We start from the raw sequence: 20,368 nt of genomic DNA on the forward strand, positions 1-20,368 counted from the left end.
AGGCGATTCTGGCCTTTCACGCTAGGCCCAGCTGTCTGACCTGCACCGATACCCCGCCGCACCCCCGCGAAGCCCACTCAACTGTGGAACGCAGGCAAAGGCGACCACATGTGGGATCTCAACCGCGGACAACGGCCGGTCCACAGCGCCCATCAGCCGGAAGTCCACGACATCCTGCGCCGCTGGCGTGCGACAGCGGAGCGGTACCAGCCGCCGCGGCTGCTGATGGGGGCCACATGGGTCCCCGATCCGGTCGACCTCGCGGCTTACTACGGCAAGGGCGACGAGCTTCAGCTGCCCCAATACTTCCAGTTGCTCTTCTCGCCCTTCGACGCCGACGCCCTGCGGGCCGGCGCGGAGACGTGGCTGGAGTCACTGGGCCCCCATGACACTCCGGTGTGGCTCGGTTCGAACCACGACCTGTCCCGTTTTCCCACCCGGTGGTGCGACGGGGACGACCGAAAGACCCGGCTCGCCTTGGCGATGCTGTTGACCCTGCCTGGTGCCTGTGTCCTCTACCAGGGGGACGAGTTCGGGATGGAGGACACGGTCGTACCCGTGACGCGGCAGCGTGACCAGGCGCCCTGGCCGCGCGACGCCAGTCGTACGCCGATCCCGTGGGAACGGGATCCGCTGGGGGGCTTCACCACCGGCGAGCCTTGGCTGCCACTCGGCGACACGGACCGCAACATCGCTGATCAGGCGGCTGATCCCGAGTCCGTGCTGAACTGGACGCGCAAGCTCATCTCGGTCAAGAAACGGCTGACCGGACCGTACACACCACTGTCCGCACCGGACGGTCACTGGCGCTACCAGCGCGGCGACGTCACGGTGGATCTCGACTTCGCCCGTTCGGCGGTGCGTATCGATGGTTGACATCGCTCCGGTGGAGGTGGCGGATCCCCGGACCACTGCGCCACTCGCCGACACTCGCGTGATCGCGGCCGGGCGTGACGCCCTCGCCGGCCGTACTGTCTGGCACGTCAACACCACCGCAGTCGGCGGCGGCGTCGCTGAGCTGCTGCGCTCAGCGATCCCCTGGTACGCCAGAGCCGGGATACGCGCTCGGTGGCTGGTGATGAAGGCCGACCAGGAGTTCTTCGGCGTCACCAAGCAACTGCACCATCTCTTCCACGGCCGCCCCGGCCACGGACGTCCGCTGGGCCGAGCCGAGTTCGCGGAGTACCAGCGCACGACACAGCAGGCCGCCGCCGGAGCACTGGCACACATGGCGCCCGGCGATCTCGTACTCCTGCATGATCCGCAGACCCTCGGAATGGCGCCGGCCCTGCGACAGGCGGGCATGCTCGTGGCATGGCGCAGCCATGTCGGCACCTCCTGCCAGAGCCCTGAGGTGGCGGCTGCCTGGGACTTCCTGGAGCCCTTCGCGCAGGCGCCGCTGCGCTACGTCTTTTCGATGCCGGAGTACGTGCCACCGGGTCTCGACGCGGGACGAGTGGTGGTCATCGCTCCCTCCATCGACAGCGCGTCGGAGAAGCTCCGGCCCATGGCAGACGCGGAGATCCACGGAATCCTGGCATCCTCCGGGCTGGTCGGCCCGCCCCGGTCCGTACCCGCAGCACAAGGGACCGACTCCGTCGTCACGGAATACGCCGCCCGGCGCGTCGCGGTGTGGCAGGACGCGCCGGTGCCGCCGGACGCCCCGACCGTACTGCAACTGTCCCGTTGGGACCCGTTGAAGGACATGGCCGGGACCCTCAACGCCTTCGTACGTCACATAGCCCCGGTCTCAGAGGCGCATCTCGCGTTGGCCGGTCCCGACCCGGCCGATGTCGCCGACGACCCGGAGAACGTCGCCGTCTTCGCCGCGGTGTTGCGGGAACGGGCGGCACTCCCGGCCGACGTGCGCCGACGCGTTCATCTGATCGGCCTGGGACTCGCCGACGACCCCACCGAGCTGCGGGCGAACGCGGCCGTCGTCAACGCGTTGCAGCGACACGCGACGGTTGTCGCCCAGAAGAGTGTGGAGGAGGGGTTCGGACTGGCCGTGACCGAGGCGATGTGGAAAGCGCGCCCGTTGGTGGCGAGTGCGGTGGGCGGTATCCGTGCGCAGGTGACCCATGGAGTGACCGGCCTTCTGGTGGACGACCCCGCCGACTTGCCGGCGTTCGGGCATCAGGTCACACGGCTTCTCCATGACAAGGCTCTGCGCGAAAGGCTGGGCCGAGCGGCGCGCGACCACTGTGCGCGGCACTACCTGGCCGAACGCGAGTTCCGCGACCACATGATGCTCCATCTCGACATGTGCGGTGCCGCCACGCAGGTGGACCGGTGACCGCGCCTGCCGTTCGGCCCCCGCTGATTCCGCGTCAGGAGCCGGACGTCATGGTGATCGGGGCCGGTACCTTCGGCTCGGTCCTCGCCTGGCGGCTCAGCCAGGGCGGGCAGGGGGTCCGTACGCTGCTGCTGGAATCCGGTCGTCTGGAACGGACGGAACACGTGCAGAACGCCCCGCCGGCCGAGGAGACCGTGCCCCCGCCGCGTCTGCTCGCACCCGGGGCCGCCTCCCCGCCACCTGGACGGGGCCGATGGCGGGTGCCGTGGCGTTCCCATCTGCCCTACCACGGACTCGCCTACGGGGTCGGCGGCCGGTCGCTGTTCTGGGGGGCCTACTGCGTATGGCCGGTGCTCGACCAGGACGGCATACGGGACCGCTGGCCGACCGAGGCCAGAGCCGAACTGACCACCCGGTACCTGCCTGCCGCGGCCGACCTGTTGGGCTTGTCCCGTCCAGCACCGCATTTCGACGGTGAGCTGAACCGCCGACTGCGCAGCCGACTGCTCGACGCCTTGGCGGGGCACCGATTCCCGGGGTTGCTCCCGCCGGGCGAGCTGCCCGACCACCCGGCCGCCAACGCGACCCGACCTGGCGATGGACACGGATACGGCCCGGCATCGCGGCTGCACATGCCCTTGGCGATCAATACGGTCGGGGACGCCGGGAAAGCCGGGGACGCCGAAGACGAGGACTCGGGATCCCCACAACTGGCGCGGTTCAGTTCGACTCCGTTGCTGACCGAGCGGCTGCGCGATGGCACCGGCCGTCTGGAACTGCTCACCGACTGCCACGTCATCGGCCTCCGCGCGAGCGGCGACCGGATCACCGCTGTCGACACCAGCCTCGGACTGCTGAGCGTGCCCGACCATGCCGCGGTCGTCCTCGCCGTCGGCACCATCGAGAACGCCCGGCTCGTACTCGACGCCCAAGGACCGGCACCGACCGCAGGTCCGGCCCATGACCTGACCACTCACCTGCGTTCCAACCTGACGGTGCGCGTTCCCTTCCCCTTCGACCGCTCCCGGTTCACGGCCGCCTCCCACACCCCGGTGCCTTCCCGCCGGGACCCGGCACGGACATGGGGCGCCGCCGCGTTGCATCTGCGCGGCTCCTGCGGGCTTCCGTCGGGCTCCGACACACGTTTCCATCACCAGATCACCGCCTACGGAGTCGGAGCGCTGCCCGAGGCCGCCGCCCGCAGGCTCTACACCGATACGCCGAGATACGACGTGGAGGCGTTGGACCGGGCGCTGCGTACCCCGCCACGGCACCTCGTCATCACTCTCGCCAGTGTCGCGGAGATGGCGACCGACGGCGCCGGCGAGGTGAGACTGCTCGACGAGCGCGACTCGCACGGCGCACGTCTCGCCTACGTGCGGCTGTCGCCAGGCCGTGCGGACCTGCGGACCTGGGACGCCATGGACCGCTCGGCCGACGCTGTCGTCCGAGCCCTGGTCGGCGACCGTCCCTTCGAGGTACTGCGATCAGGGCAGTTCGTGCCCGTCGACGGTGGCCGAACGGCCACCGTCCTGGCTGCGGAGGAACGGCGCGAGCCCCTCGGCTGCGGACACCACGAAATGGGCACGCTCCGCATGGGCAAGGACCCACGGGATTCCCACACCGACGCCGACTGCCGAATGCACTCCGTGCCGAACCTGTACGTCTGCGGTCCCGCTGTCTTCCCCGCTCTCGACTCCGCCGGACCCGTACTGCCGGGAATCGCGCTCACCCTCCGTCTCGCTGATCATCTGCGGCGTACCATGCGGGAAAGCCACCGGACAAGCCGGTCCCCCATGCCGTCGACGCCACCCAGCAGCCGTACGCGAAGGACCGCCGTATGACTGGAATCCAGGCCCGCCGCTCGCTGCGGACAAGTACGGACGTCACCCTCGTGGCACCGAGGCGGCCCAGTGCGCGATGAGAGCGGCCGGGTGCCCGCGACCGCGCGGATGGCGCGGGTGGCCGTGTCGGCGATCTTCTTCGTCCATGGGGCGGTCTTCGCCTCCTGGGCCGCCCGTGTTCCGGCCGTGCAGTCCGAACTTCAGCTGTCCGCGGGGATTTTGGGCCTGGTGCTGGCCGGTCCCGGGCTCGGGGCGCTGGCCGGCAGCCAGGCAAGTGGGCTACTGGTACGGCGCCTCGGCAGCCGTGCGGTGAGTGCGATGGCGCCCGTGGTGCTGAGCGTGCCGCTGGGCCTCATCCCGATGGCGCACTCGCCTTGGTCGCTGATGGGGTTGCTGGTGCTGCTCGGTGCGGCCGACGGGTGCACCTCCGTGGCGATGAACGCTCAGGCGGTCGTCGTGCAGCGGCGGTACGGACGGGCGGTGCTCAACTCCATGCACGCCATCCGCAGCGTCGGCGCTGTCGCCGGCGCGCTGGCCGGAGTGGCCACGGCGGCCCTCGGCCTGACACTGACGACCCAGTTCGTGATCATGGCCGTCGTGCTCGCCGTGGTGTCGGCGGTGGCGGCCTGCGGGCTCGGGCCGGACGGGGAACCCGCTCGGCAGGCGCAGCGGCCCAAGACCGCCCGCGTGCCGGACGCGGGCGAACGGGACGCGGGCGAACGGGATGCGGGCGAACAGGATGCGGACGGGCAGGGGTCGAACAGAGGGATCACCGTGCTGCTGCTCGCGCTGATGACCTTCCTGGCCGCTCTGGTGGAGGATGCCCCCGCCTCCTGGAGCGGCGTGTACCTGCGGCACGTCGGCGCGGACGCCGCGACAGCCGCCGCCGGATACGCGGCCTTCTCAGCGGGGGAGGTCGTCACCCGGCTGCTCAACGACCGGATGGTCGACCGCATCGGCTGGGCCCGCCTGATCCGGGCAGGCACCCTGTGCTGCGCCGCCGCGCTGAGCGCGGCGCTGCTGCTCGGACAGCCCGGGACCACGCTGGCGGCGCTCGTCGTCGCCGGCGCCGGGATCAGCGCGGTCTTTCCCGGTGTGTTCACAGCGGCGGGTGGGCTTCCCGCCGCGGCCATGGCGATGGGCCAGGTCGGCTTTGCCGGGAACCTCGGCTGGCTGCTGGTCTCCCCGATCATCGGCGGCTTGGCGACGGTGGTCGGTCTGCCGACCGCCCTCGGCCTCCTGGTTGTCGCCGCGGTGACCATCGCGGGGCTGGCTCCGATCACCCGCTCGGCCGGACCCGGGCGCCCCGGCGCCCGGCAGATCGCCCAGGAGATGAACAACTGACCAGACCGATCGCCGGTGGAAGGAAGGTTCGTACCCATGATGTCGACCACCCAGATCGTGCTCACCGGTCCTGGCCGCGTCGAGGCCAGGCGTAGGCGGCTCGAACCGGTCCGCACCGGCCAAGCCCTCATCCGGGTCACTCAGTGCGGCCTGTGCGCGTCGGAAGCCGATCAGTGGATGGGCCGGTCCGGTAGGTATCCCGTTGAGATAGGCCACGAAGTCGCCGGTGTGGTGGAGGAGATCGCACCGGATCAGGAGGGTGGGCCGCTGAACGCCGGCGATCACGTCGTGTCGTGGGTGCCCGGCGGGGGGTTCACCGAGTTCATGGTCATCGAAACGAGCCAGGCCATACCCGTACGTCCCGGCATCGCCTTCCCCGCCGTCGCGGAGCCGCTGTCGTGTTGCGTCAACGCCGTCGAGCTGGCCGCCCCCAGGGTGGGGGCCGACGTGGTGATCCTCGGTACCGGTTTCATGAGCCTGCTCATCCAACGGCTCTCGGTGCTCAAGGGCGCCCGCTCGGTCATCGTGGCGGGCCGTCGCCCCGATGCCCTGGCCCGAAGCTCCCACTGGGGTGCGACGCGCGTGGTGGACCTGCGCACCGAGTCACTCGCGGACGCCGTCGCCGCAGACACCGAGGCAGCCGGCGCGGACGTGACGTACGAGGTCACCGGAGCGCAGGAAACACTCACCATCGCGGGTCAGGTCACCCGCACCAGCGGCACCGTCGTGATCGCCGGGTACCACCAAGGGGAGCCCCGTACGATCGACCTCGGCCACTGGAACGAGCGGGCGTTCCGGATCGTCAACGCCCACTTCCGCGATCTCCCCACAATCCTGGGTGGCATGCGGACCGCGATCGCCCTGGTCGAGTCGGGACAACTCGATCCTTCCGGCCTCCTGACACACAGGTACCCCCTCCACGAGGTCCGCGCCGCGTTCCGGGATGCGGTCGGCAAGCCCGACGGATTCGTGAAGGCCGCGATCGAACCGAACCCGTCCGCTCCCGCCTGAGTTCGTCGCGCGGACGCCGGCCTGGCGCCCGGACCGCGCAGGCGAGGGGCGCCACCCTTCTCCTCGTTGCCGAGAGCGGTCCGAGATGCCCGGCGGCCCGCGCCCGCTGCGCGATGCGCACGCCGCCGAGTCGTGTGGCCGCGGGCAGTGTCACGGGGGAGTGGTCCCGGACGCGGTGCCCCCGGCTACCGGGCCCGGCCGGGGGCCGGAAGCGTGCGCGGTCGCAGGCGCTCGCCCTGCGGCCCGAACATGATCAGGTATTCGACCGGTCCGCCGGGTCCGGCGTTCGCGACTCCGTGGGCGGTGCGGGTGTCGAACTCGGCGACGTCCCCGGCGCTCAGGACGAGGTCCTGCTCGCCGAGCGCCAGCCACAGCCGCCCGTACAGGACACACAGCCATTCCCACCCGTCGTGGGAGACCTGCCGCGGTCGCGTCGGCGGCGCGTCGACGGCGGGCAGGACGTGCTTGTGGGCGTGCAGGCCCCCCACGTACCGGGTCAGCGGCAGCACCGCCTTGTCGTCGCCGGGACGCTGCTGCACCGGGGTGCGCGGTCCGGCCGCGGCGGCGGGTGCGGTGCCGGCCAGCTCGTCCAGGGAGATGTCGTACGCCTTCGCGAGCTGCAGCAGCACCTCCAGGGTCGGCATGCGCCGGCCGGTCTCGATCCGCGACAGCGTGCTCGGCGAGATGCCGGTCGCACAGCTGACGCCGGTGAGTGTGGCGCCGCGCTGCTCGCGCGCGGTCCGCAGCCGGGGGCCCATGGCCGCCAGCGTGGCGGCAATGTCGTCGTCCGTCACCGTCACCGTCGCCCCGCTCCCTCCAGCCGTCCTGCCTCCATCACCCTGTCCTGCAAGTTTGCCAGACTGGCAAGCGTGCTCGCCTCGGGCGGCCACGGCGCCGCATGATCGGTGGGTAACCGCGGCCGTCCGTGAACCGAGGAGAAACCATGCACCACCCCGCGCCGTCCGCCGACCTGCACCACCGCACCATTGAGGCCCCCGCCGGCCGGCTGCACCTGGTCGAGCAGGGCACCGGCCCGCTGATCCTGCTCGTGCACGGCTTCCCCGAGTCCTGGTACTCCTGGCGCCGCCAGCTCCCGGCCCTCGCGGCGGCGGGGTACCGGGCCGTGGCGCTCGACGTGCGCGGCTACGGCCGCTCCTCCAAGCCCGCCGCGACGGACGCCTACCGGATGCTCGACCTGGTGGAGGACAACGTCGCCCTGGTGCACGCGCTGGGCGAGGAGAGGGCGGTGGTCGTCGGGCACGACTGGGGTTCCAACATCGCGGCAACCTCCGCCCTGCTCCACCCCGAGGTCTTCCGCGCCGTCGGACTGCTGAGCGTCCCCTACGCGCCGCCCGGCGGCCCCCGCCCCACCGACGTCTTCGCGCAGATGGGCGGCGACGAGGAGTTCTACGTCTCGTACTTCCAGGAGCCCGGCCGGGCCGAGGCGGAGATGGAGCCCGACGTCCGGGGCTGGCTCGCGGGCTTCTACGCGGCCCTGTCCGCCGACACCATGCCCGCCCAGGGCGAGCCCGACCCGCACTTCGTGACCCGCGCCGGCGGCCGGCTGCGCGACCGCTTCCCCGGCGGCGAGCTGCCCGCCTGGCTGACCGAGGACGACCTCGACGTGTACGCCGGGGAGTTCGAGCGCACCGGCATGACCGGGGCCCTCAACCGCTACCGCTCCATGGACCGCGACTGGGAGGACCTCGCCCAGTACGGCGGTGCCGCGATCAAGCAGCCGTCCCTGTTCATCGGCGGCGCCCTGGACGCCTCCACGACCTGGATGGCCGACGCGATCGACGCCTACCCGGCCACCCTCCCCGGCCTGGCCTCCACCCACATCCTGGACGGCTGCGGGCACTGGATCCAGCAGGAGCGTCCCGAGGAGGTCAACCGCCTGCTGACCGCCTGGCTCGCCTCCCTCCAGGACTGAATGGTCGGGCGTGCCGGCCGGGTCCGTCGCAGGACTACCCCGGCCGGCACACCCGAGGACAGCGCCCGGCCACTCTCGGCGGTTCGCGAAGGCCGTGCAGGGGGTTCGCCGGCCCTTGCGGTGGTCCGATGATCCCGCCACCGGCCACCCCGCTGCGGTGTCCGAGCCGCAGTTCCGGGGCACCCTTGAACCGCATCAGCCCGCCAGCGCGATGAGGATGGTCGACACGCCGTTGTTGACCGCGTGAACGATGACGCCTGGCCACACCGACTTCGTGCGCACCAGCAGAATGCCGTTGATCGCGCCGACGACGATCGCCGGAATCAGAGCCAGGTTGATGCCGTGAGCCAAGGCGAAGACGACGGTGCTGCCGATGACGCTCACCCATGCGCCGTACCGGGTGAGCGCGGTGGAGACCACCCCTCGGAATGCGAACTCTTCGCCGAGGGGGGTGAGAACGGCGATGAACAGCAGTTGCAGAGTCAGGGCGAGTGGACCGGCGTGGGAAGCGGCGTGGTAGTCGCCTTGCGGATCGCCGTCCGTGCTTCCGGTGATCGCCACGACGATGGCGGCGACCACACGGGTCAGGACGAACGCGAGCAGTCCGAAGCCGAGCGAGAAGAAGATCCAGCGAGTCGTGAGGGCGCGGACATTGAACGCGGACCAGGAACGGCTACGGATGACGAAAGCGGCGAAGAAGGCGAGCAGGCCCATGATCCCGGAGAGCGCTGCGAGAGACAGTCCGCTCGCGACCGACTCGTCGTGGGTGAGTGCGCTGACGATCGGCACGCCGATGATGAAACTCAGGATGTAGGCGACGGCGGCGGCGAATATCTCAGGCCACCCGGGTCGCTGATCTTCCGCACCGGTCAAACCTGTCGGAGGGATGTTCACATCTGTCGGAGCGGCGTTGAGGTTCACGGAAGTATCTCTCATGGGGGTCGGGTTTTTCGACGGGCTGTTGGTGTTGGTGTGGTTCGCGTAGGTGGGGGGCGCTGAACGGAAAGGTATGTCGCTGGACGGTCAGAAAGGGACCGGCGTCGAACCGGGCCGCGACGATGCCTGCCGTCTGGCGCCAACGGTCCACTGGGATCAGTGAGTTGACGCCAAGCGTGACCGGCGCCGCAACAGTTGACGGCACACTGTACCGTACGATGTGCCGCACGGCGTGCGGTACAGTGTGCGAGTATGCTCGTCGGCATGACCGTTCGGGAGGAGATCGTCGAGGCCCGCGCTCCGTCCGGCCCCGGCACACGGGATCAGTTCGCTTGACGTCCGCCGTGTCGTGGTTGAGGCGTGTGTGGGGGCGTGTGTGTGGGCGACGACGCACCGGCATGGCTTCCGCCCCAGTGCGAGCCGCATCCTGTCGTCGCCGAGGAGATCGTCCGCTGTTCCGTCGACAACCTCTCGATCGCCGACGACAAGCGCGACCCGTCACCACGGATGTTTCGAGCGCCTGGCTCAGCTCTTGCCTTCAGGCGGTCGGAAGGCGGCGTTCGAGGGCCGGTTCGAGCTGCATCGGATGTCCGCCGCGCCGGATGCCGTCCCCGGTGCGCGCGTCATCGTCGAGAGCGCGCACCGATCATTGGCGGAGCGTTTGCGCTGGTGGCTGACCATCCTCGCCCGGGGCGTTCTCGTCGGGAGCGGTCAGGGACTGTTCCGCGAACCAGCGAAGTGTGGCTTCCGCCCGGTTGAGCGCCTCTTCGCCCTTGTCCAACAAGAGGCTCAGGTGCAACCCGTCCACGAGCGCCACAAACCGGTCGGCCAGCACCTCCGGCGTGTCTCGCGGTGCAGATCCGTCCGCTGCCAGAAGCGTGAACCAGCGTGTCACGGTCACGACGGACTCATCGTGCCCGGAGCGCACCATTTCCAGCACCTCCTCGTTGGCATCGGAGCCAAGAGCGAGGGTGAGCCGTTCGAACCAGATCGTCAGGGCGGAATGCCGGTCCGCCGTGGTGGGGAGGAACTGCCGCAGGCTCGCGTACAGGCGGTCCACGGGGGCCAGGGAGACATCCCGGATCCACTCTTCGCTGAGCACCTGGGAGATCGCCCGCTCCGCGACGGCCCGGTAGAGCAACGCCTGTGAGGGGAAATACGCTCGCAGAGTCGTGGCGCCGATACCGGCCGCGGCGGCGACAGACCGCACGCTCAGGCCCCGCAGACCTTCCGTTCGGGCGAGGCGCGTTGCCACGTCCAAGATGTGCTGTCGCTTGTCTGCATTCCCAACCACGTCGCGATCCTATCTCCCTAGGGCGGCCTCGTACGGCGCGTACAGGCGCATGACCAGGTTGAACCGGCCGCCGGCCGGGATGGGAAGCCAGTTGCCCACGGGTCCGTCGGGTCGCGGGTTCGAAGCGGAGCCGGTAACAGCGAGGGGCGCCCTGGGTTCCGGCTCAGCGGCGGTTCGGGACGACGGTCTCGAACGTGCCGGTGAACGTGTCGAGCAGGGTGAGCAGGGTGTCCAGGTCGGTGCGGTCACCGTCGACTGCGGCAGCGTCCTTGGTCAGGAGTTCGTCGAGTGGCACCGACCCGTAGGCGAGGTGTGCCAGCGCGGTGTGCGTGATGCGCAGGGTGCCGGCCGGTGTATCGGTGTCGGTCGGCTGCGGGTGCCGCAGGACGCCGTTGTCGATGATGAGCGCGCGCCTGTCCCTGGTCGGCCCGAGTCCGTCGCCGTCGGCGGTGACTTCGAGTCCGATGCGGAGCCGGGTGCCGGCCGCGCGGGGGCCGTTGAGGCGGATCGCCAGGTAGTCGAGGATCGCGTCGGTGGTCATTCCGGCGATGAGGTCGGGGCTGATGCCCGCACCGGACGGCTTCGCGCTGGGGGCGCCGTCGCGCAGTTCCTGGGCACCGACTAGGTAGAAGTTGCGCCAAGGGGCTGCTTCGGACTGGTAGCCGAGCTGTTCGAAGACGTCCGCCTGGAGCAGGCGTGCGGCCTCGTGGCCGGGGTCGGCGGCCAGGGTGTGCTTGAGCAGTTCGGCGGCCCACCGGCCCTCGCCCGCGTCGTGGGCGGTGCGCGCATGGCCGACCACGGCATCGATTCCGCCCATCAGTTCGACGTAGCGTCGGCCGGCCTGGGTGGGCGGCAACGGGTCGAGGTTGGCCGGGTTGGCGTCGAACCAGCCGAGGTAGTGCTGGTAGACGGCCTTGACGTTGTGGCGCGTGGCACCGTAGGTGCCGCGGTTGTCCCAGCGTCGGTCGAGCGAGTCGGGCAGTTCGATCAGTTCGGCGATCTCGTTCGGCGTGTGGCCGTGGTTGGCCAGGCGCAGCGTCTCGTCGTGGAGGTAGCGGTACACGTCGCGGTGCATGCCCAGCAGTTCGGCGATCTGTTCCTGGCCCCAGACGGGCCAGCCGTGGCCGATGAACATGACGTCCGAGACATCCCCGTACAGGCGCAGTGCATCGTCGATCGCGGTGCTCCAGGCCGCCGCGTCACGGACCGGGGCGCCGCGCAGCGTGTACAGGTTGTGCATGTGATGGGAGATCAACTCCGCCATGCACAGGGCTCGGTGCTCGGGGAGGTGGAAGTTCATCTCCGCGGGCGCCTCTGTGTCGGGAACGTACTGGAAGACGAACCGGACACCGTCGAGGACCAGTTCGTCGCCGGTACGGGAGACCTCATGCGTCGGCCGGATCAGTGAGGTCCGGCCGGTCGCCATGGCGGCGCAGCTGCCGTTCATCACGTGTCCCAGGGCACCCTTGGGCAACTGGCCGCCGAACATGAAGGCGGAGCGGCGCCTCATCGCGACGCCGGCGGAGACGTTCTCGCTGACGGCGTGCTCGTAGAAACCGGCGGGGGCGACCACCGGGATGCGCCCGGACCGCACAGCCGCCTCGTCAACGACTCCCTTGACCCCGCCGAAATGATCGAGATGTCCGTGCGTATGCACGACCGCCGTTACCGGACGGTCACCGAGCTGCTCGCGGACCAGCTCCAGCGCCGCCTCCGAGGTCTCGACGCAGGTGAGGGGGTCGATCACGACGTAGCCGCGCTCGCCGACGACGACGGTCATGTTCGCGGCGTCGTAGCCGCGCACCTGGTAGACCCCTTCGGTGACCTCGAACAGGCCGTGATGGCGCAGCAGTTGGGCACTACGCCACAGGCTCGGATGCACGGTCACCGGGGCCTCGCCCCCGACGAAGGAGTACGCCGCCAGATCCCAGACCACCCTGCCCGAGGCATCCCGGATGACGGGCGGCTCGATGGAGGCGAGCCTGCCGCGCCGCACGTCCTCGAACGCCCGCCGGTCCTCCCACGGCAGTCCCCGCGCAGCGGCGGCGTGCCGTCGCGCCGTGACCGAACCGGCTTTGTGCGAGTCGTTCCCCGACGGCGTATCGGCTGTCTGCGACATCTTCTTCTCTCCTCACTGCGGGCACGGGCAGTTCTCGGACGCGCGGCCGGCAGTCGAATCGGCGCGACTTCGCCCTCCGCCTCGGGGCACGCGTGATGCGCCGCGCGCGGGAACCGCGAATACCTCGAATCAAGGTATGTCGAAGCGTAACACCTCGAAGCGAGGTATATCGATGCGACGTGAGACGATGGAGTTGTGTTGGAGCTTGCGATCTTGGGATACCTGGCGGAAGGCCCGCTGCACGGCTATGAGCTGCGCCGCCGGGTCGAGCAACTGTCGGGGCACACCCGGCCGGTCAGCGACGGCAGTCTCTATCCGGCGATCAACCGCCTGGTCAAACGCGGCGAGTTGGCCCGCCACGCGGAACCGGGCGCCGCGGCCACCCAGAAGTACGTGCTGACCCTGACCGAGGCCGGACGCGCCGAACTACTGCACCGGCTGCGTGAGCCGGGCCAACTGGAGATCACCGACCATGCCAGGTTCATGACCATCCTGGCGTTCCTGTCCCAGCTCCCCGACATCGAGGAGCAGCATGCGGTACTGAGGCGGCGCCTGGAGTTCCTGGAGGCGCCCGCGAGCTTCTTCTACGACGGCGACCGGCCGCTGAGCGCGGAGGAAGTCGCCGACCCCTACCGCCGGGGCATGATGCTCATGGCCCGCGCCATCAGCCGTGCCGAACGCGCTTGGCTCCGCCAGGAACTCGACGGCGCGCAGGAGCCTTCCCGGACAGCACCCGCGGCACCGGCGCCGCGGCACTGACGACTCGGCCGGCGATCGAGGTTCGGGCGGGCGCGCCTTGCGGCATGTGCTGCATGTCACATTCTTGGCTCGGGGTGGGGCGACGGATTTTCCTCCGGTGCCTGGTCTTGATACGGACCGAACCAGACCACCGTCCGGAGTGTCCGATGTCCGATCTCTTCTCCACTGCTGTCGTCACCGGTGCCAGCCGAGGCTTCGGGCGCGCGATCGCCGCCGCACTTGTCGCCCAAGGCGCCCACGTCTTCGGAATCGCCCGCCATGAGCAGGAACTGCGTACCGTACGGGACGAACTCGGCGAGAGTTTCACACCCGTCGCCGCCGACGCGAGTGACGAGGCGCTCGCACAGCGCGTGATCCGGGAACACCGTCCCGGCCTGCTCGTCCTCAACGCGGGGGCCACACCGCACATGGCGCCCGTGCACGAGCAGACCTGGGAGACCTTCAGCCGCCACTGGCACACCGATACGCGTCACGTCTTCACCTGGACCCGGGAGGCACTGCTGGCACCCCTGGCGCCGGGCAGCGTTGTCGTCTCGATGTCCAGCGGAGCGGTACTGGCAGGCTCCCCGCTCAGCGGCGGATACGCCAGTGCCAAGGCCGCCGTCCGCTATCTGAGCGGGTACGCGGCACAGGAGTCGGCGCGGGCCGGGCTGGGCATCCGGTTCCACACGCTGCTGCCCCACATGAGCCCGGCCGGCGGCGTCGGTTCGCTCGCCATCGACGGCTACGCCGCGCGGCAGGGCGTCGACCGGGACACCTTCGTCATGAGCCGCGAGCAGCCGGTCCTGACCGCCGAACGGGCCGCACAGGCGGTCCTGGACGTCGCCCGGGACGCCGGCAGCGCCCTGGAGTACAAGGTCACCGGCGGCGGTCTGGCTCCGGTGGACTGAGCCGCACCCACACCAGATCGACCGCACCCCCCAAGGAGCCGGCACGATGTCACCGTACGCGCAGGACGCGGAGCGGGCGGAGTTCGCCGCCCGGACCGAGCCGTACCGTCCCGAACTGCTCGCCCACTGCTATCGGATCCTCGGCTCGATCCACGACGCCGAGGACCTGGTGCAGGAGACGTACCTGCGGGCCTGGCGCGCTTTCGGTTCGTTCGAGGGCCGCGCCTCGGTGCGGCGATGGCTGTACAAGATCGCCACCAGGGCGTGCCTGACGGCTCTGGAGACGCGCGCCCGGCGGCCTCTTCCCTCGGGCCTCGGCGCACCCACGGACGATCACCGAGTGGCCATGAGCGGGCGTGAACCGTCGGTGGCCTGGCTCCAGCCCGCACCCGACACGCTGTTCGGCACCGGAGACCCGGCCGCGGCCGTGGCGGGCAGGACGGGAGTACGGCTCGCCTTCATCGCCGCACTGCAGTACCTGCCCGCCCGGCAACGGGCCGTTCTCACGCTCCGCGACGTGCTGGCGTTCCGGACGGGCGAGGTCGCCGAGATCCTGGGCTCCACGCCCGCGGCCGTCGACAGCGCGCTCCGCCGTGCCCGGGCCCGGCTGGCTGAAGCCGGACCGGTCCAGGACACGCTGACCGAACCCGACGAGGAGTCCCGGCGCGCCCTCCTTGAGCGCTACGTCGATGCCTTCACCCGCGCCGACGCCGATGCGCTGGTGGAACTCCTGCGCGTCGACGTCGAGATGGAGATGCCGCCGACCCCGACATGGTTCACCGGCCGCCGGGCCGTCATCGGCTTCCTGACCCATCGAGTGCTGCGCAGGGACCGGTGGAGCCTGGTGCCCACCCTTGCCAACGGGCAGCCCGCCGCCGTGGCCCTCCAGCACACCGGAGACGGCCGCTACGAGCCGTACGGTGTCCACGTCCTGACCCTCATCGGACCCCATGTCTCCCGCATCACCGCGTTCAACGACCCGAGCCTGGTGCCGACGTTCACCCTCGCACCCGCACCGACACCCCGCGCCGACCAGCCTTCGACCCGCTGAGCGGGCAGCCGTGGCTTCGGGTTCGGACCCGCTCCTCGGCGGCGAGCCGACAACCTGTACTCGCCCACCTCGTAGCGGAACTAGGGCACGGCCTCGGAGACGGCGCCGATCGTGTCCTCGGTCGGAGCGTCGGGGTGTCGGGGCGAGGACCCACGGCAGGGAGTCGTACGACCAGCGCAAGCGTGTGACACAGGCTCACTGTGCCGGTGCCGAGGTGGTCGAACACCAACCCGTACGGCACCTTCCGCCTCGACATGCACAAGCAACCCGACCTGGCCCTGCCCATCGGCGTGCCGCGTCCACGCGTGGCCGCGCCCGCGACAGCCGTGCGCTGAGCAAGCCGTTCGGCCCGTTCCGGCCCATGGCCAGGGAGTGTGCCGACCTGGCGTGACCGCAGTCCGGATCGTATGCCGCTGCTCTGTGTGTCTTGCCGGCGCGCACTCTGGTGCGCGGTGGTCACCGCCGGCTGCCGAGCGCCCGGGACGGGGCCGGGCCGCTCTCCACCGGTTCCCGTCGGGAGGAAGAAGGAAGACGCCGAAGGGGTCGGCGGCGACGGCTGCCTTGCCGGCTCCGCCACCCGATCCGAGAGCAGCGGGATCCGTTCCCCGTCCACCTCTGCGGCGGCGGCACGGGGTGCGGTGGCGGGGCCAGCGCCGCGGAGCTGTGCGTTCCGTCCGGCCGCGACAGGGAGCAGGGCCGCCCCGGTGCGATCGGGCACCTGGGCGGCCCTTCTGCCATGGACGGGACGCCTCCTCGGTTGCACAAAACCGCTCGTGGCCGGCAGTCGCCTGCGCGATGCTGTCACGATGCCTGCAAAGACCGCTTACCACGACGAAGTCGGCGACTACTTCGCAAAGAACGCCGACACCAGCCCCTACAACGCGCACACCGACCGGCCGGCGATGCTCGCGCTGGCCGGGGATGTCGCCGGGCTGAGGATTCTCGATGTCGGCTGCGGGGCCGGGCACTACGCGGCCGAACTCCTGGCGGGCGGTGCCGAGGTAGTCGGAATCGACGGCAGCGCAACTCTGCTGAGTCACGCGCGGGAGCGCTTGGGCGACCGGGCCGAACTGCGCGTGCACGACGCGGAGAAGCCGCTGGACTTCATCGACGACGCGTCGTTCGACGGCGTCGTGTGCGCATTGGTGCTCCACCACATCGCCGACCGGCCACGTCTCCTCGGCGAGCTACGACGCGTCCTGCGTCCGGACGGGTGGCTGCTTGTCTCGACGACCCACCCGACGGCTGACTGGCGGAAATTCGGTGGTTCGTACTACGCCGACGACTGGGTCGACCGCCCGCTCGCCGGGGGGCCGTTGGCAGTCCACTACCAGCGCATGCCGCTGGAGACGTTCCTGAACGAGCTGCTGGCCGCCGGATTCGTGCTGGAAAGACTCATCGAGCCCCGCCCGACGCCCGGCCTGCGAGAACTCGACGAGACGGCCTACGACAAGCTGCACCAGGCCCCGTGTTTCCTCGCTGTCAGGCTCCTGCGGCCCTGACAGCACGCAATCCCTGCCTCCCGGCGAACGCGCACAGTCACTGCCCCGTTCCCGGCCGGGCGGGGACAGCGGCTTCTGCCTCTGACCAACCGCCGGATGCCCCTTGGTGGTCAGCCCGCCGCGTGAGTGCCCGGGGCCGTGGTCGTCCGGCTCGGTGTCGACGCCTCCGGGAGGCTCCCTTGGAGACCTCTTTTTGCGCGCCCCGGCCGCGTGCTGATGAGCGCGGGCGAGGGTGGAGTCCACGCTCACGTCCCACGTGATCAGGGCTACGGCAGTTTCAGACCCTCTCGCCGATGGAAGCGCCACCAGACAACTCCACGGGGGCAAAACCCTCTTTCACAGAGATCGGCTCAGCAAAGTCATGAGCTGACGCAGTTCATCATCGGTGAGCACGGCCAGCGGGCTGCCCTCCAGCGCTGCCTGGATCACTTCGGCGCGGACCTGGCGACCCTTGGCGGTCAGGACCATGACCCGGGATCGGCGGTCGGCTGGATCCGTGGCGCGTTCGACAAGGCCCCGGTCGATGAGCTGGTTGGTCATGAAGGTCAGATTCGGGGCGTTGCAGTGCAGTCGCTCCGCCACCACCTTCATCGACGGCGGTGACTCCTCCGGGTCGATCACCCAGAGCGCCTGGAACGTCGCCGGAGTCAGGCCGTGCCTCGTCAACGACGGTTCGAGGAGGTCGACGGTCCGCATCCAGATTTCGTACGTCGCGGTGACTGCTGCGAGGAGTTCGGGTGCGGGCATGACGTCATCCTACCGGTTGCTTCGAGTCTCGAAAGATTATGCTAGCGTCCTTATTACTTCGAGACTCGAACTAAAGGAGGATCCCGTGGGAGGCGACTATCGCGGCATCACCGCACTCGTCACCGGCGCATCCAAGGGACTGGGGCGGGCATACGCGCTGGAACTGGCCCGCCGGGGAGCGCGAGTGATCTTGCTGGCTCGTTCGGAGCAGGGCCTGCGGCGGCTTGCCGAGGAGATCCGGCAGCGGCACGGCGGCCCCCTCCCCGAAGTGATCGTCGTCGACCTCACCGCGCCGGAGGCACCAGAGCGATGCCTGGAGGAGTTGCGCAGGCGCGGCCTGACAGTCGACCTGCTGATCAACAACGCCGGGGCGGGCAGTGCGGGCCCCTTCCTCGACCGCCCGCTCGCGCCGCAACTGCGCTCCGTCGAACTCAATGTCGGCGGCCTGCTCGGGCTGACGCACGGGATCGGGCGCGAGATGGCCGCTCGTGGCTCCGGAGGCATCATCAACGTGTCCTCCACTGCAGGTTTTCAGCCCATGCCGTACCAGGCCAGCTACGCCGCCACCAAGGCGTTCGTACTCTCGTTCACCGAGGCCCTGGCCGAGGAGCTGCGCGGCACTGACGTCCGGGTCATGGCAGCTCACCCCGGCGCCATCGCGACCGGCTTCTTCGACGGCACCTCGGCCACGATCGGCCCTGCCGCCGATTCACCGGAGACCATCGCGAGCCAGACCCTGGACGACTACGCCCGTGGGCGCCGTGCGTCCTACCCGGGGCGCTGTGTGAACCGGATGCTCACCTGGCCGGTGCGCCTGCTGCCGCGCACCGTCGTCACGCGAGGGACGGGCGCGTTCAACCGCCGACTGCGCCTGCACCAAGTCGTCGACATCACGTAGCCCGTCCCAGCGTTCGGACCCGGTTCGTTCGTATCGGTGCAGGCCGACGCCTGCACCGCCGGGTCGCGTGCTGGTCTCGCTGGTGGCCTGGGCGAGCAGGGCGAGCGCGGTCCGCGAGGGCGAGCCCGCGGAGTTGGCTCTCGCGTGTCGCTGACAGCGCGCAACGAGGTCCGGGCCTTCGTCGAACCCGGGACGGTTCACGGCTGAGTCGTGCACGTTGGTGGAACCAGCGTGCACGGGCCTGGCGGCGGCGTCAGGTGAGCCCGGATGGCGTGATCGCATCCACCCCATAATGGTGTTGCCGTAAGCACAGATTGAACCGCTCGGGTGGGCGGCACGTTGGAACAGAGATTTCCGAGTGTTGAAGGGACTTCAATGAGCTATCCGGATCAGGGCGGGTCGGATTTCGAGATCTTCACTGCGCCGCCGCCTCCACGGACGGCTCGTGAACTGGTTGCGCAGGAGGGTATCCAGGCCGTCAGGGCCGCCCTGCCCGCAGCGGAGCAGCAGGTTTTCGACCAGGCGAACCCGTGGCAGGACATCGGAAGAGCTGACAGTCGCCTTGAAAGCCGGGTGGCGGAGCTGGAGGCATTCGATGCGGATGTGCAGCGAAATATTGACGCCAATGGGTACACCGCTGCCCAAGCCCAAATTGTATGGAACATGACAGCGGAGCAGCGGCAACCGCTGGCAGACGCGGTGCAACGAGCTCATCAGCGGGCGGCCACAACGCTCAACACCTACCGGGAGAATCTCATCACTCACATCGAAAGCCGCGGGCTGACGCAGAGAGTCGCGCTCCGAACGGGAAATTACAGCACGCCCGAGCTGAGCACTGCTCAGGCCGCCGCACTTTACTCACCGGACCATGGCCGCCGCGGCCCCCGCGGCGGCGGCCATGACCGTACTCCCCTGGCGCCGGGCGGCAACCGACAACGACGAGCGCGGTGAGTCGCACCGTCGGCCCCACCCCAACCGTGCGTACCCGAAGATGCCTGAAAGGGCTGCCACGGCGGCTGGAGTTCATCCTGGATTCAGGACAGCGTGCGGTCACGCTGCGAGCGCGATGGGTGCTTGCAGCAGGGTCCGGATTCCGAGTGGGGTGACATACCCGCACTCGGATGTTCGCCGAGCCTGGTGCGGTTGTACCCGACCTCGATAAAGCGGAAGACATCGGCGCGTTCGTGCCTCACCTTTGTCGGTGAGGTGGGTTCTTCTTCCCGCTGCCGGGCAGCAGCGGGCAAGGTAGCGTCGAGGGCATGACTGCCGGGTCGGCCCTGGGCCGTGAGCGAGTCGGGTGCCCGGCCTCTGAGTGAGGCGGCAGGTCTCCCGGGCCACCAGTGCTGATGGCAGGTCTTCTCCACCGCGGCGGACAGGTTCCGCAACAGGTGCCGGCGATCAGCGACTGCCAGGGCGTGCGGAGCGGCCGCCTTGACCGCCGGCCAGGTACGGCACGGGGGTCTGGCCGAATGCGGTGTGTCACTGGGTTGGCAGGTCCGTGTGTGTGCTGGACCAGATCGTTGGCGTGTCGCCCTGCGGGATGACCTTTATGCGCAGCGGACGAGATACGACCCCGGCCGATGGCGCCTCAGGACGGACGGGCCGGGGGGGGGGGGGGGGGGGGGGGGGGGGGGGGCGGGGGGGGGGGGGGGGGGGGCGGGGGGCGGGGGGGGGGGGGGGCGGGGGGGGGGGGGGGTCGGGGGGGGGGGGGGGGTGGGGGGGGGGGGGGCGGGGGTGGAGGTGG

Annotated in this window: 19 protein-coding genes and 1 pseudogene; 13 read left to right on the forward strand and 7 right to left on the reverse strand. The window is 70.0% G+C overall.

All coding sequences use genetic code 11. The features are described 5' to 3' along the window. Positions 1 to 108 precede the first annotated feature (108 nt). The 5 genes from ACFY2B_RS44580 to ACFY2B_RS44600 all read left to right on the forward strand — a co-directional run bounded on the left by ACFY2B_RS44580 (position 109) and on the right by ACFY2B_RS44600 (position 6,495). Positions 109 to 876 carry an alpha-amylase family glycosyl hydrolase gene (locus ACFY2B_RS44580; protein WP_390768783.1) on the forward strand — a complete coding sequence of 256 codons (768 nt, stop codon included), beginning with the start codon at positions 109 to 111 and terminating at the stop codon, positions 874 to 876. Beyond that, positions 869 to 2,296, forward strand: a complete 1,428-nt coding sequence (locus tag ACFY2B_RS44585) for a glycosyltransferase (protein ID WP_390768784.1) — start codon at positions 869 to 871, stop codon at positions 2,294 to 2,296. Before ACFY2B_RS44580 ends, ACFY2B_RS44585 begins: the two co-directional genes overlap by 8 nt. A 50-nt stretch (positions 2,297 to 2,346) precedes the next feature. Next, positions 2,347 to 4,140, forward strand: a complete 1,794-nt coding sequence (locus ACFY2B_RS44590; RefSeq protein ID WP_390768785.1) for a GMC oxidoreductase — start codon at positions 2,347 to 2,349, stop codon at positions 4,138 to 4,140. Positions 4,141 to 4,209: 69 nt separating this feature from the next. Beyond that, positions 4,210 to 5,484 carry an MFS transporter gene (locus tag ACFY2B_RS44595; RefSeq protein WP_390768786.1) on the forward strand — a complete coding sequence of 425 codons (1,275 nt, stop codon included), beginning with the start codon at positions 4,210 to 4,212 and terminating at the stop codon, positions 5,482 to 5,484. A 36-nt stretch (positions 5,485 to 5,520) separates the two neighbouring features. After that, positions 5,521 to 6,495 (forward strand): zinc-binding dehydrogenase, encoded by a 975-nt coding sequence (locus ACFY2B_RS44600; RefSeq protein WP_390768787.1) that lies wholly within the window; start codon positions 5,521 to 5,523, stop codon positions 6,493 to 6,495. A gap of 185 nt (positions 6,496 to 6,680) precedes the next feature. On the opposite strand, the gene ACFY2B_RS44605 is transcribed toward ACFY2B_RS44600, so the two are convergent. Then, positions 6,681 to 7,289: a helix-turn-helix domain-containing protein gene (locus ACFY2B_RS44605; protein ID WP_390768801.1), complete on the reverse strand. Its 609-nt coding sequence runs from the start codon at positions 7,287 to 7,289 to the stop codon at positions 6,681 to 6,683. Between the two features lie 149 nt (positions 7,290 to 7,438). Between ACFY2B_RS44605 and ACFY2B_RS44610 the strand changes: the two genes are divergently transcribed. Then, entirely contained in the window at positions 7,439 to 8,428 is a 990-nt protein-coding gene (locus tag ACFY2B_RS44610; RefSeq protein WP_390768788.1) for an alpha/beta fold hydrolase, read from the forward strand. A gap of 195 nt (positions 8,429 to 8,623) precedes the next feature. On the opposite strand, the gene ACFY2B_RS44615 is transcribed toward ACFY2B_RS44610, so the two are convergent. The 4 genes from ACFY2B_RS44615 to ACFY2B_RS44630 all read right to left on the reverse strand — a co-directional run bounded on the left by ACFY2B_RS44615 (position 8,624) and on the right by ACFY2B_RS44630 (position 12,777). Next, the gene (locus ACFY2B_RS44615; RefSeq protein WP_390768789.1) at positions 8,624 to 9,349 is read right to left on the reverse strand and encodes a CPBP family intramembrane glutamic endopeptidase; all 726 of its coding nucleotides are present in this window, start codon (positions 9,347 to 9,349) and stop codon (positions 8,624 to 8,626) included. A gap of 661 nt (positions 9,350 to 10,010) precedes the next feature. Beyond that, the gene (locus ACFY2B_RS44620) at positions 10,011 to 10,619 is read right to left on the reverse strand and encodes a TetR family transcriptional regulator C-terminal domain-containing protein (RefSeq protein WP_390768790.1); all 609 of its coding nucleotides are present in this window, start codon (positions 10,617 to 10,619) and stop codon (positions 10,011 to 10,013) included. Positions 10,620 to 10,667: 48 nt separating this feature from the next. Further along, positions 10,668 to 10,907, reverse strand: coding sequence for a DUF1214 domain-containing protein (locus ACFY2B_RS44625; RefSeq protein ID WP_390768791.1), 240 nt, complete (start codon positions 10,905 to 10,907; stop codon positions 10,668 to 10,670). Then, positions 10,822 to 12,777: an alkyl/aryl-sulfatase gene (locus tag ACFY2B_RS44630; RefSeq protein ID WP_390768792.1), complete on the reverse strand. Its 1,956-nt coding sequence runs from the start codon at positions 12,775 to 12,777 to the stop codon at positions 10,822 to 10,824. Before ACFY2B_RS44630 ends, ACFY2B_RS44625 begins: the two co-directional genes overlap by 86 nt. Positions 12,778 to 12,972: 195 nt before the next feature. On the opposite strand from ACFY2B_RS44630, the gene ACFY2B_RS44635 reads away from it, so the two are divergent. The 5 genes from ACFY2B_RS44635 to ACFY2B_RS44655 all read left to right on the forward strand — a co-directional run bounded on the left by ACFY2B_RS44635 (position 12,973) and on the right by ACFY2B_RS44655 (position 16,979). Further along, entirely contained in the window at positions 12,973 to 13,536 is a 564-nt protein-coding gene (locus tag ACFY2B_RS44635; protein WP_390768793.1) for a PadR family transcriptional regulator, read from the forward strand. A gap of 146 nt (positions 13,537 to 13,682) precedes the next feature. Then, complete coding sequence (locus tag ACFY2B_RS44640) at positions 13,683 to 14,426, forward strand: SDR family oxidoreductase (protein ID WP_390768794.1); 744 nt, start codon at positions 13,683 to 13,685, stop codon at positions 14,424 to 14,426. 46 nt (positions 14,427 to 14,472) lie between these two features. Further along, positions 14,473 to 15,477: an RNA polymerase subunit sigma-70 gene (locus ACFY2B_RS44645; RefSeq protein ID WP_390768795.1), complete on the forward strand. Its 1,005-nt coding sequence runs from the start codon at positions 14,473 to 14,475 to the stop codon at positions 15,475 to 15,477. A 206-nt stretch (positions 15,478 to 15,683) separates the two neighbouring features. Further along, entirely contained in the window at positions 15,684 to 15,812 is a 129-nt protein-coding gene (locus ACFY2B_RS44650) for a hypothetical protein (protein ID WP_390768796.1), read from the forward strand. A gap of 471 nt (positions 15,813 to 16,283) precedes the next feature. Continuing rightward, positions 16,284 to 16,979: a class I SAM-dependent methyltransferase gene (locus ACFY2B_RS44655; RefSeq protein ID WP_390768797.1), complete on the forward strand. Its 696-nt coding sequence runs from the start codon at positions 16,284 to 16,286 to the stop codon at positions 16,977 to 16,979. Positions 16,980 to 17,069: 90 nt separating this feature from the next. Here the strand turns inward: ACFY2B_RS44655 and ACFY2B_RS44660 are convergent. Both ACFY2B_RS44660 and ACFY2B_RS44665 read right to left on the reverse strand, forming a co-directional pair. Then, positions 17,070 to 17,222 (reverse strand): annotated as a pseudogene (locus ACFY2B_RS44660) (IS5/IS1182 family transposase); the annotation flags it as partial. A gap of 93 nt (positions 17,223 to 17,315) precedes the next feature. After that, complete coding sequence (locus ACFY2B_RS44665; protein ID WP_390768798.1) at positions 17,316 to 17,726, reverse strand: MarR family winged helix-turn-helix transcriptional regulator; 411 nt, start codon at positions 17,724 to 17,726, stop codon at positions 17,316 to 17,318. Positions 17,727 to 17,811: 85 nt separating this feature from the next. Here ACFY2B_RS44665 and ACFY2B_RS44670 point away from each other — a divergent pair, with 85 nt between their 5' ends. After that, entirely contained in the window at positions 17,812 to 18,624 is an 813-nt protein-coding gene (locus ACFY2B_RS44670) for an SDR family NAD(P)-dependent oxidoreductase (protein WP_390768799.1), read from the forward strand. A gap of 375 nt (positions 18,625 to 18,999) precedes the next feature. Beyond that, positions 19,000 to 19,575 carry a hypothetical protein gene (locus tag ACFY2B_RS44675; protein ID WP_390768800.1) on the forward strand — a complete coding sequence of 192 codons (576 nt, stop codon included), beginning with the start codon at positions 19,000 to 19,002 and terminating at the stop codon, positions 19,573 to 19,575. Positions 19,576 to 20,368: the final 793 nt, after the last annotated feature.

The sequence above is a fragment of the Streptomyces sp. NPDC001270 genome, from assembly GCF_042896695.1.
Classification (GTDB): Bacteria; Actinomycetota; Actinomycetes; order Streptomycetales; family Streptomycetaceae; genus Streptomyces.

Coding starts and splice junctions, on each gene's coding strand:
- ACFY2B_RS44580 (WP_390768783.1), top strand. CDS start 109: ATGTGGGATCTCAACCGCGGACAACGGCCGGTCCACAGCGCCCATCAG.
- ACFY2B_RS44585 (WP_390768784.1), top strand. CDS start 869: ATGGTTGACATCGCTCCGGTGGAGGTGGCGGATCCCCGGACCACTGCG.
- ACFY2B_RS44590 (WP_390768785.1), top strand. CDS start 2,347: ATGGTGATCGGGGCCGGTACCTTCGGCTCGGTCCTCGCCTGGCGGCTC.
- ACFY2B_RS44600 (WP_390768787.1), top strand. CDS start 5,521: ATGATGTCGACCACCCAGATCGTGCTCACCGGTCCTGGCCGCGTCGAG.
- ACFY2B_RS44610 (WP_390768788.1), top strand. CDS start 7,439: ATGCACCACCCCGCGCCGTCCGCCGACCTGCACCACCGCACCATTGAG.
- ACFY2B_RS44630 (WP_390768792.1), bottom strand. CDS start 12,777: ATGTCGCAGACAGCCGATACGCCGTCGGGGAACGACTCGCACAAAGCC.
- ACFY2B_RS44640 (WP_390768794.1), top strand. CDS start 13,683: ATGTCCGATCTCTTCTCCACTGCTGTCGTCACCGGTGCCAGCCGAGGC.
- ACFY2B_RS44645 (WP_390768795.1), top strand. CDS start 14,473: ATGTCACCGTACGCGCAGGACGCGGAGCGGGCGGAGTTCGCCGCCCGG.
- ACFY2B_RS44655 (WP_390768797.1), top strand. CDS start 16,284: ATGCCTGCAAAGACCGCTTACCACGACGAAGTCGGCGACTACTTCGCA.
- ACFY2B_RS44665 (WP_390768798.1), bottom strand. CDS start 17,726: ATGCCCGCACCCGAACTCCTCGCAGCAGTCACCGCGACGTACGAAATC.
- ACFY2B_RS44675 (WP_390768800.1), top strand. CDS start 19,000: ATGAGCTATCCGGATCAGGGCGGGTCGGATTTCGAGATCTTCACTGCG.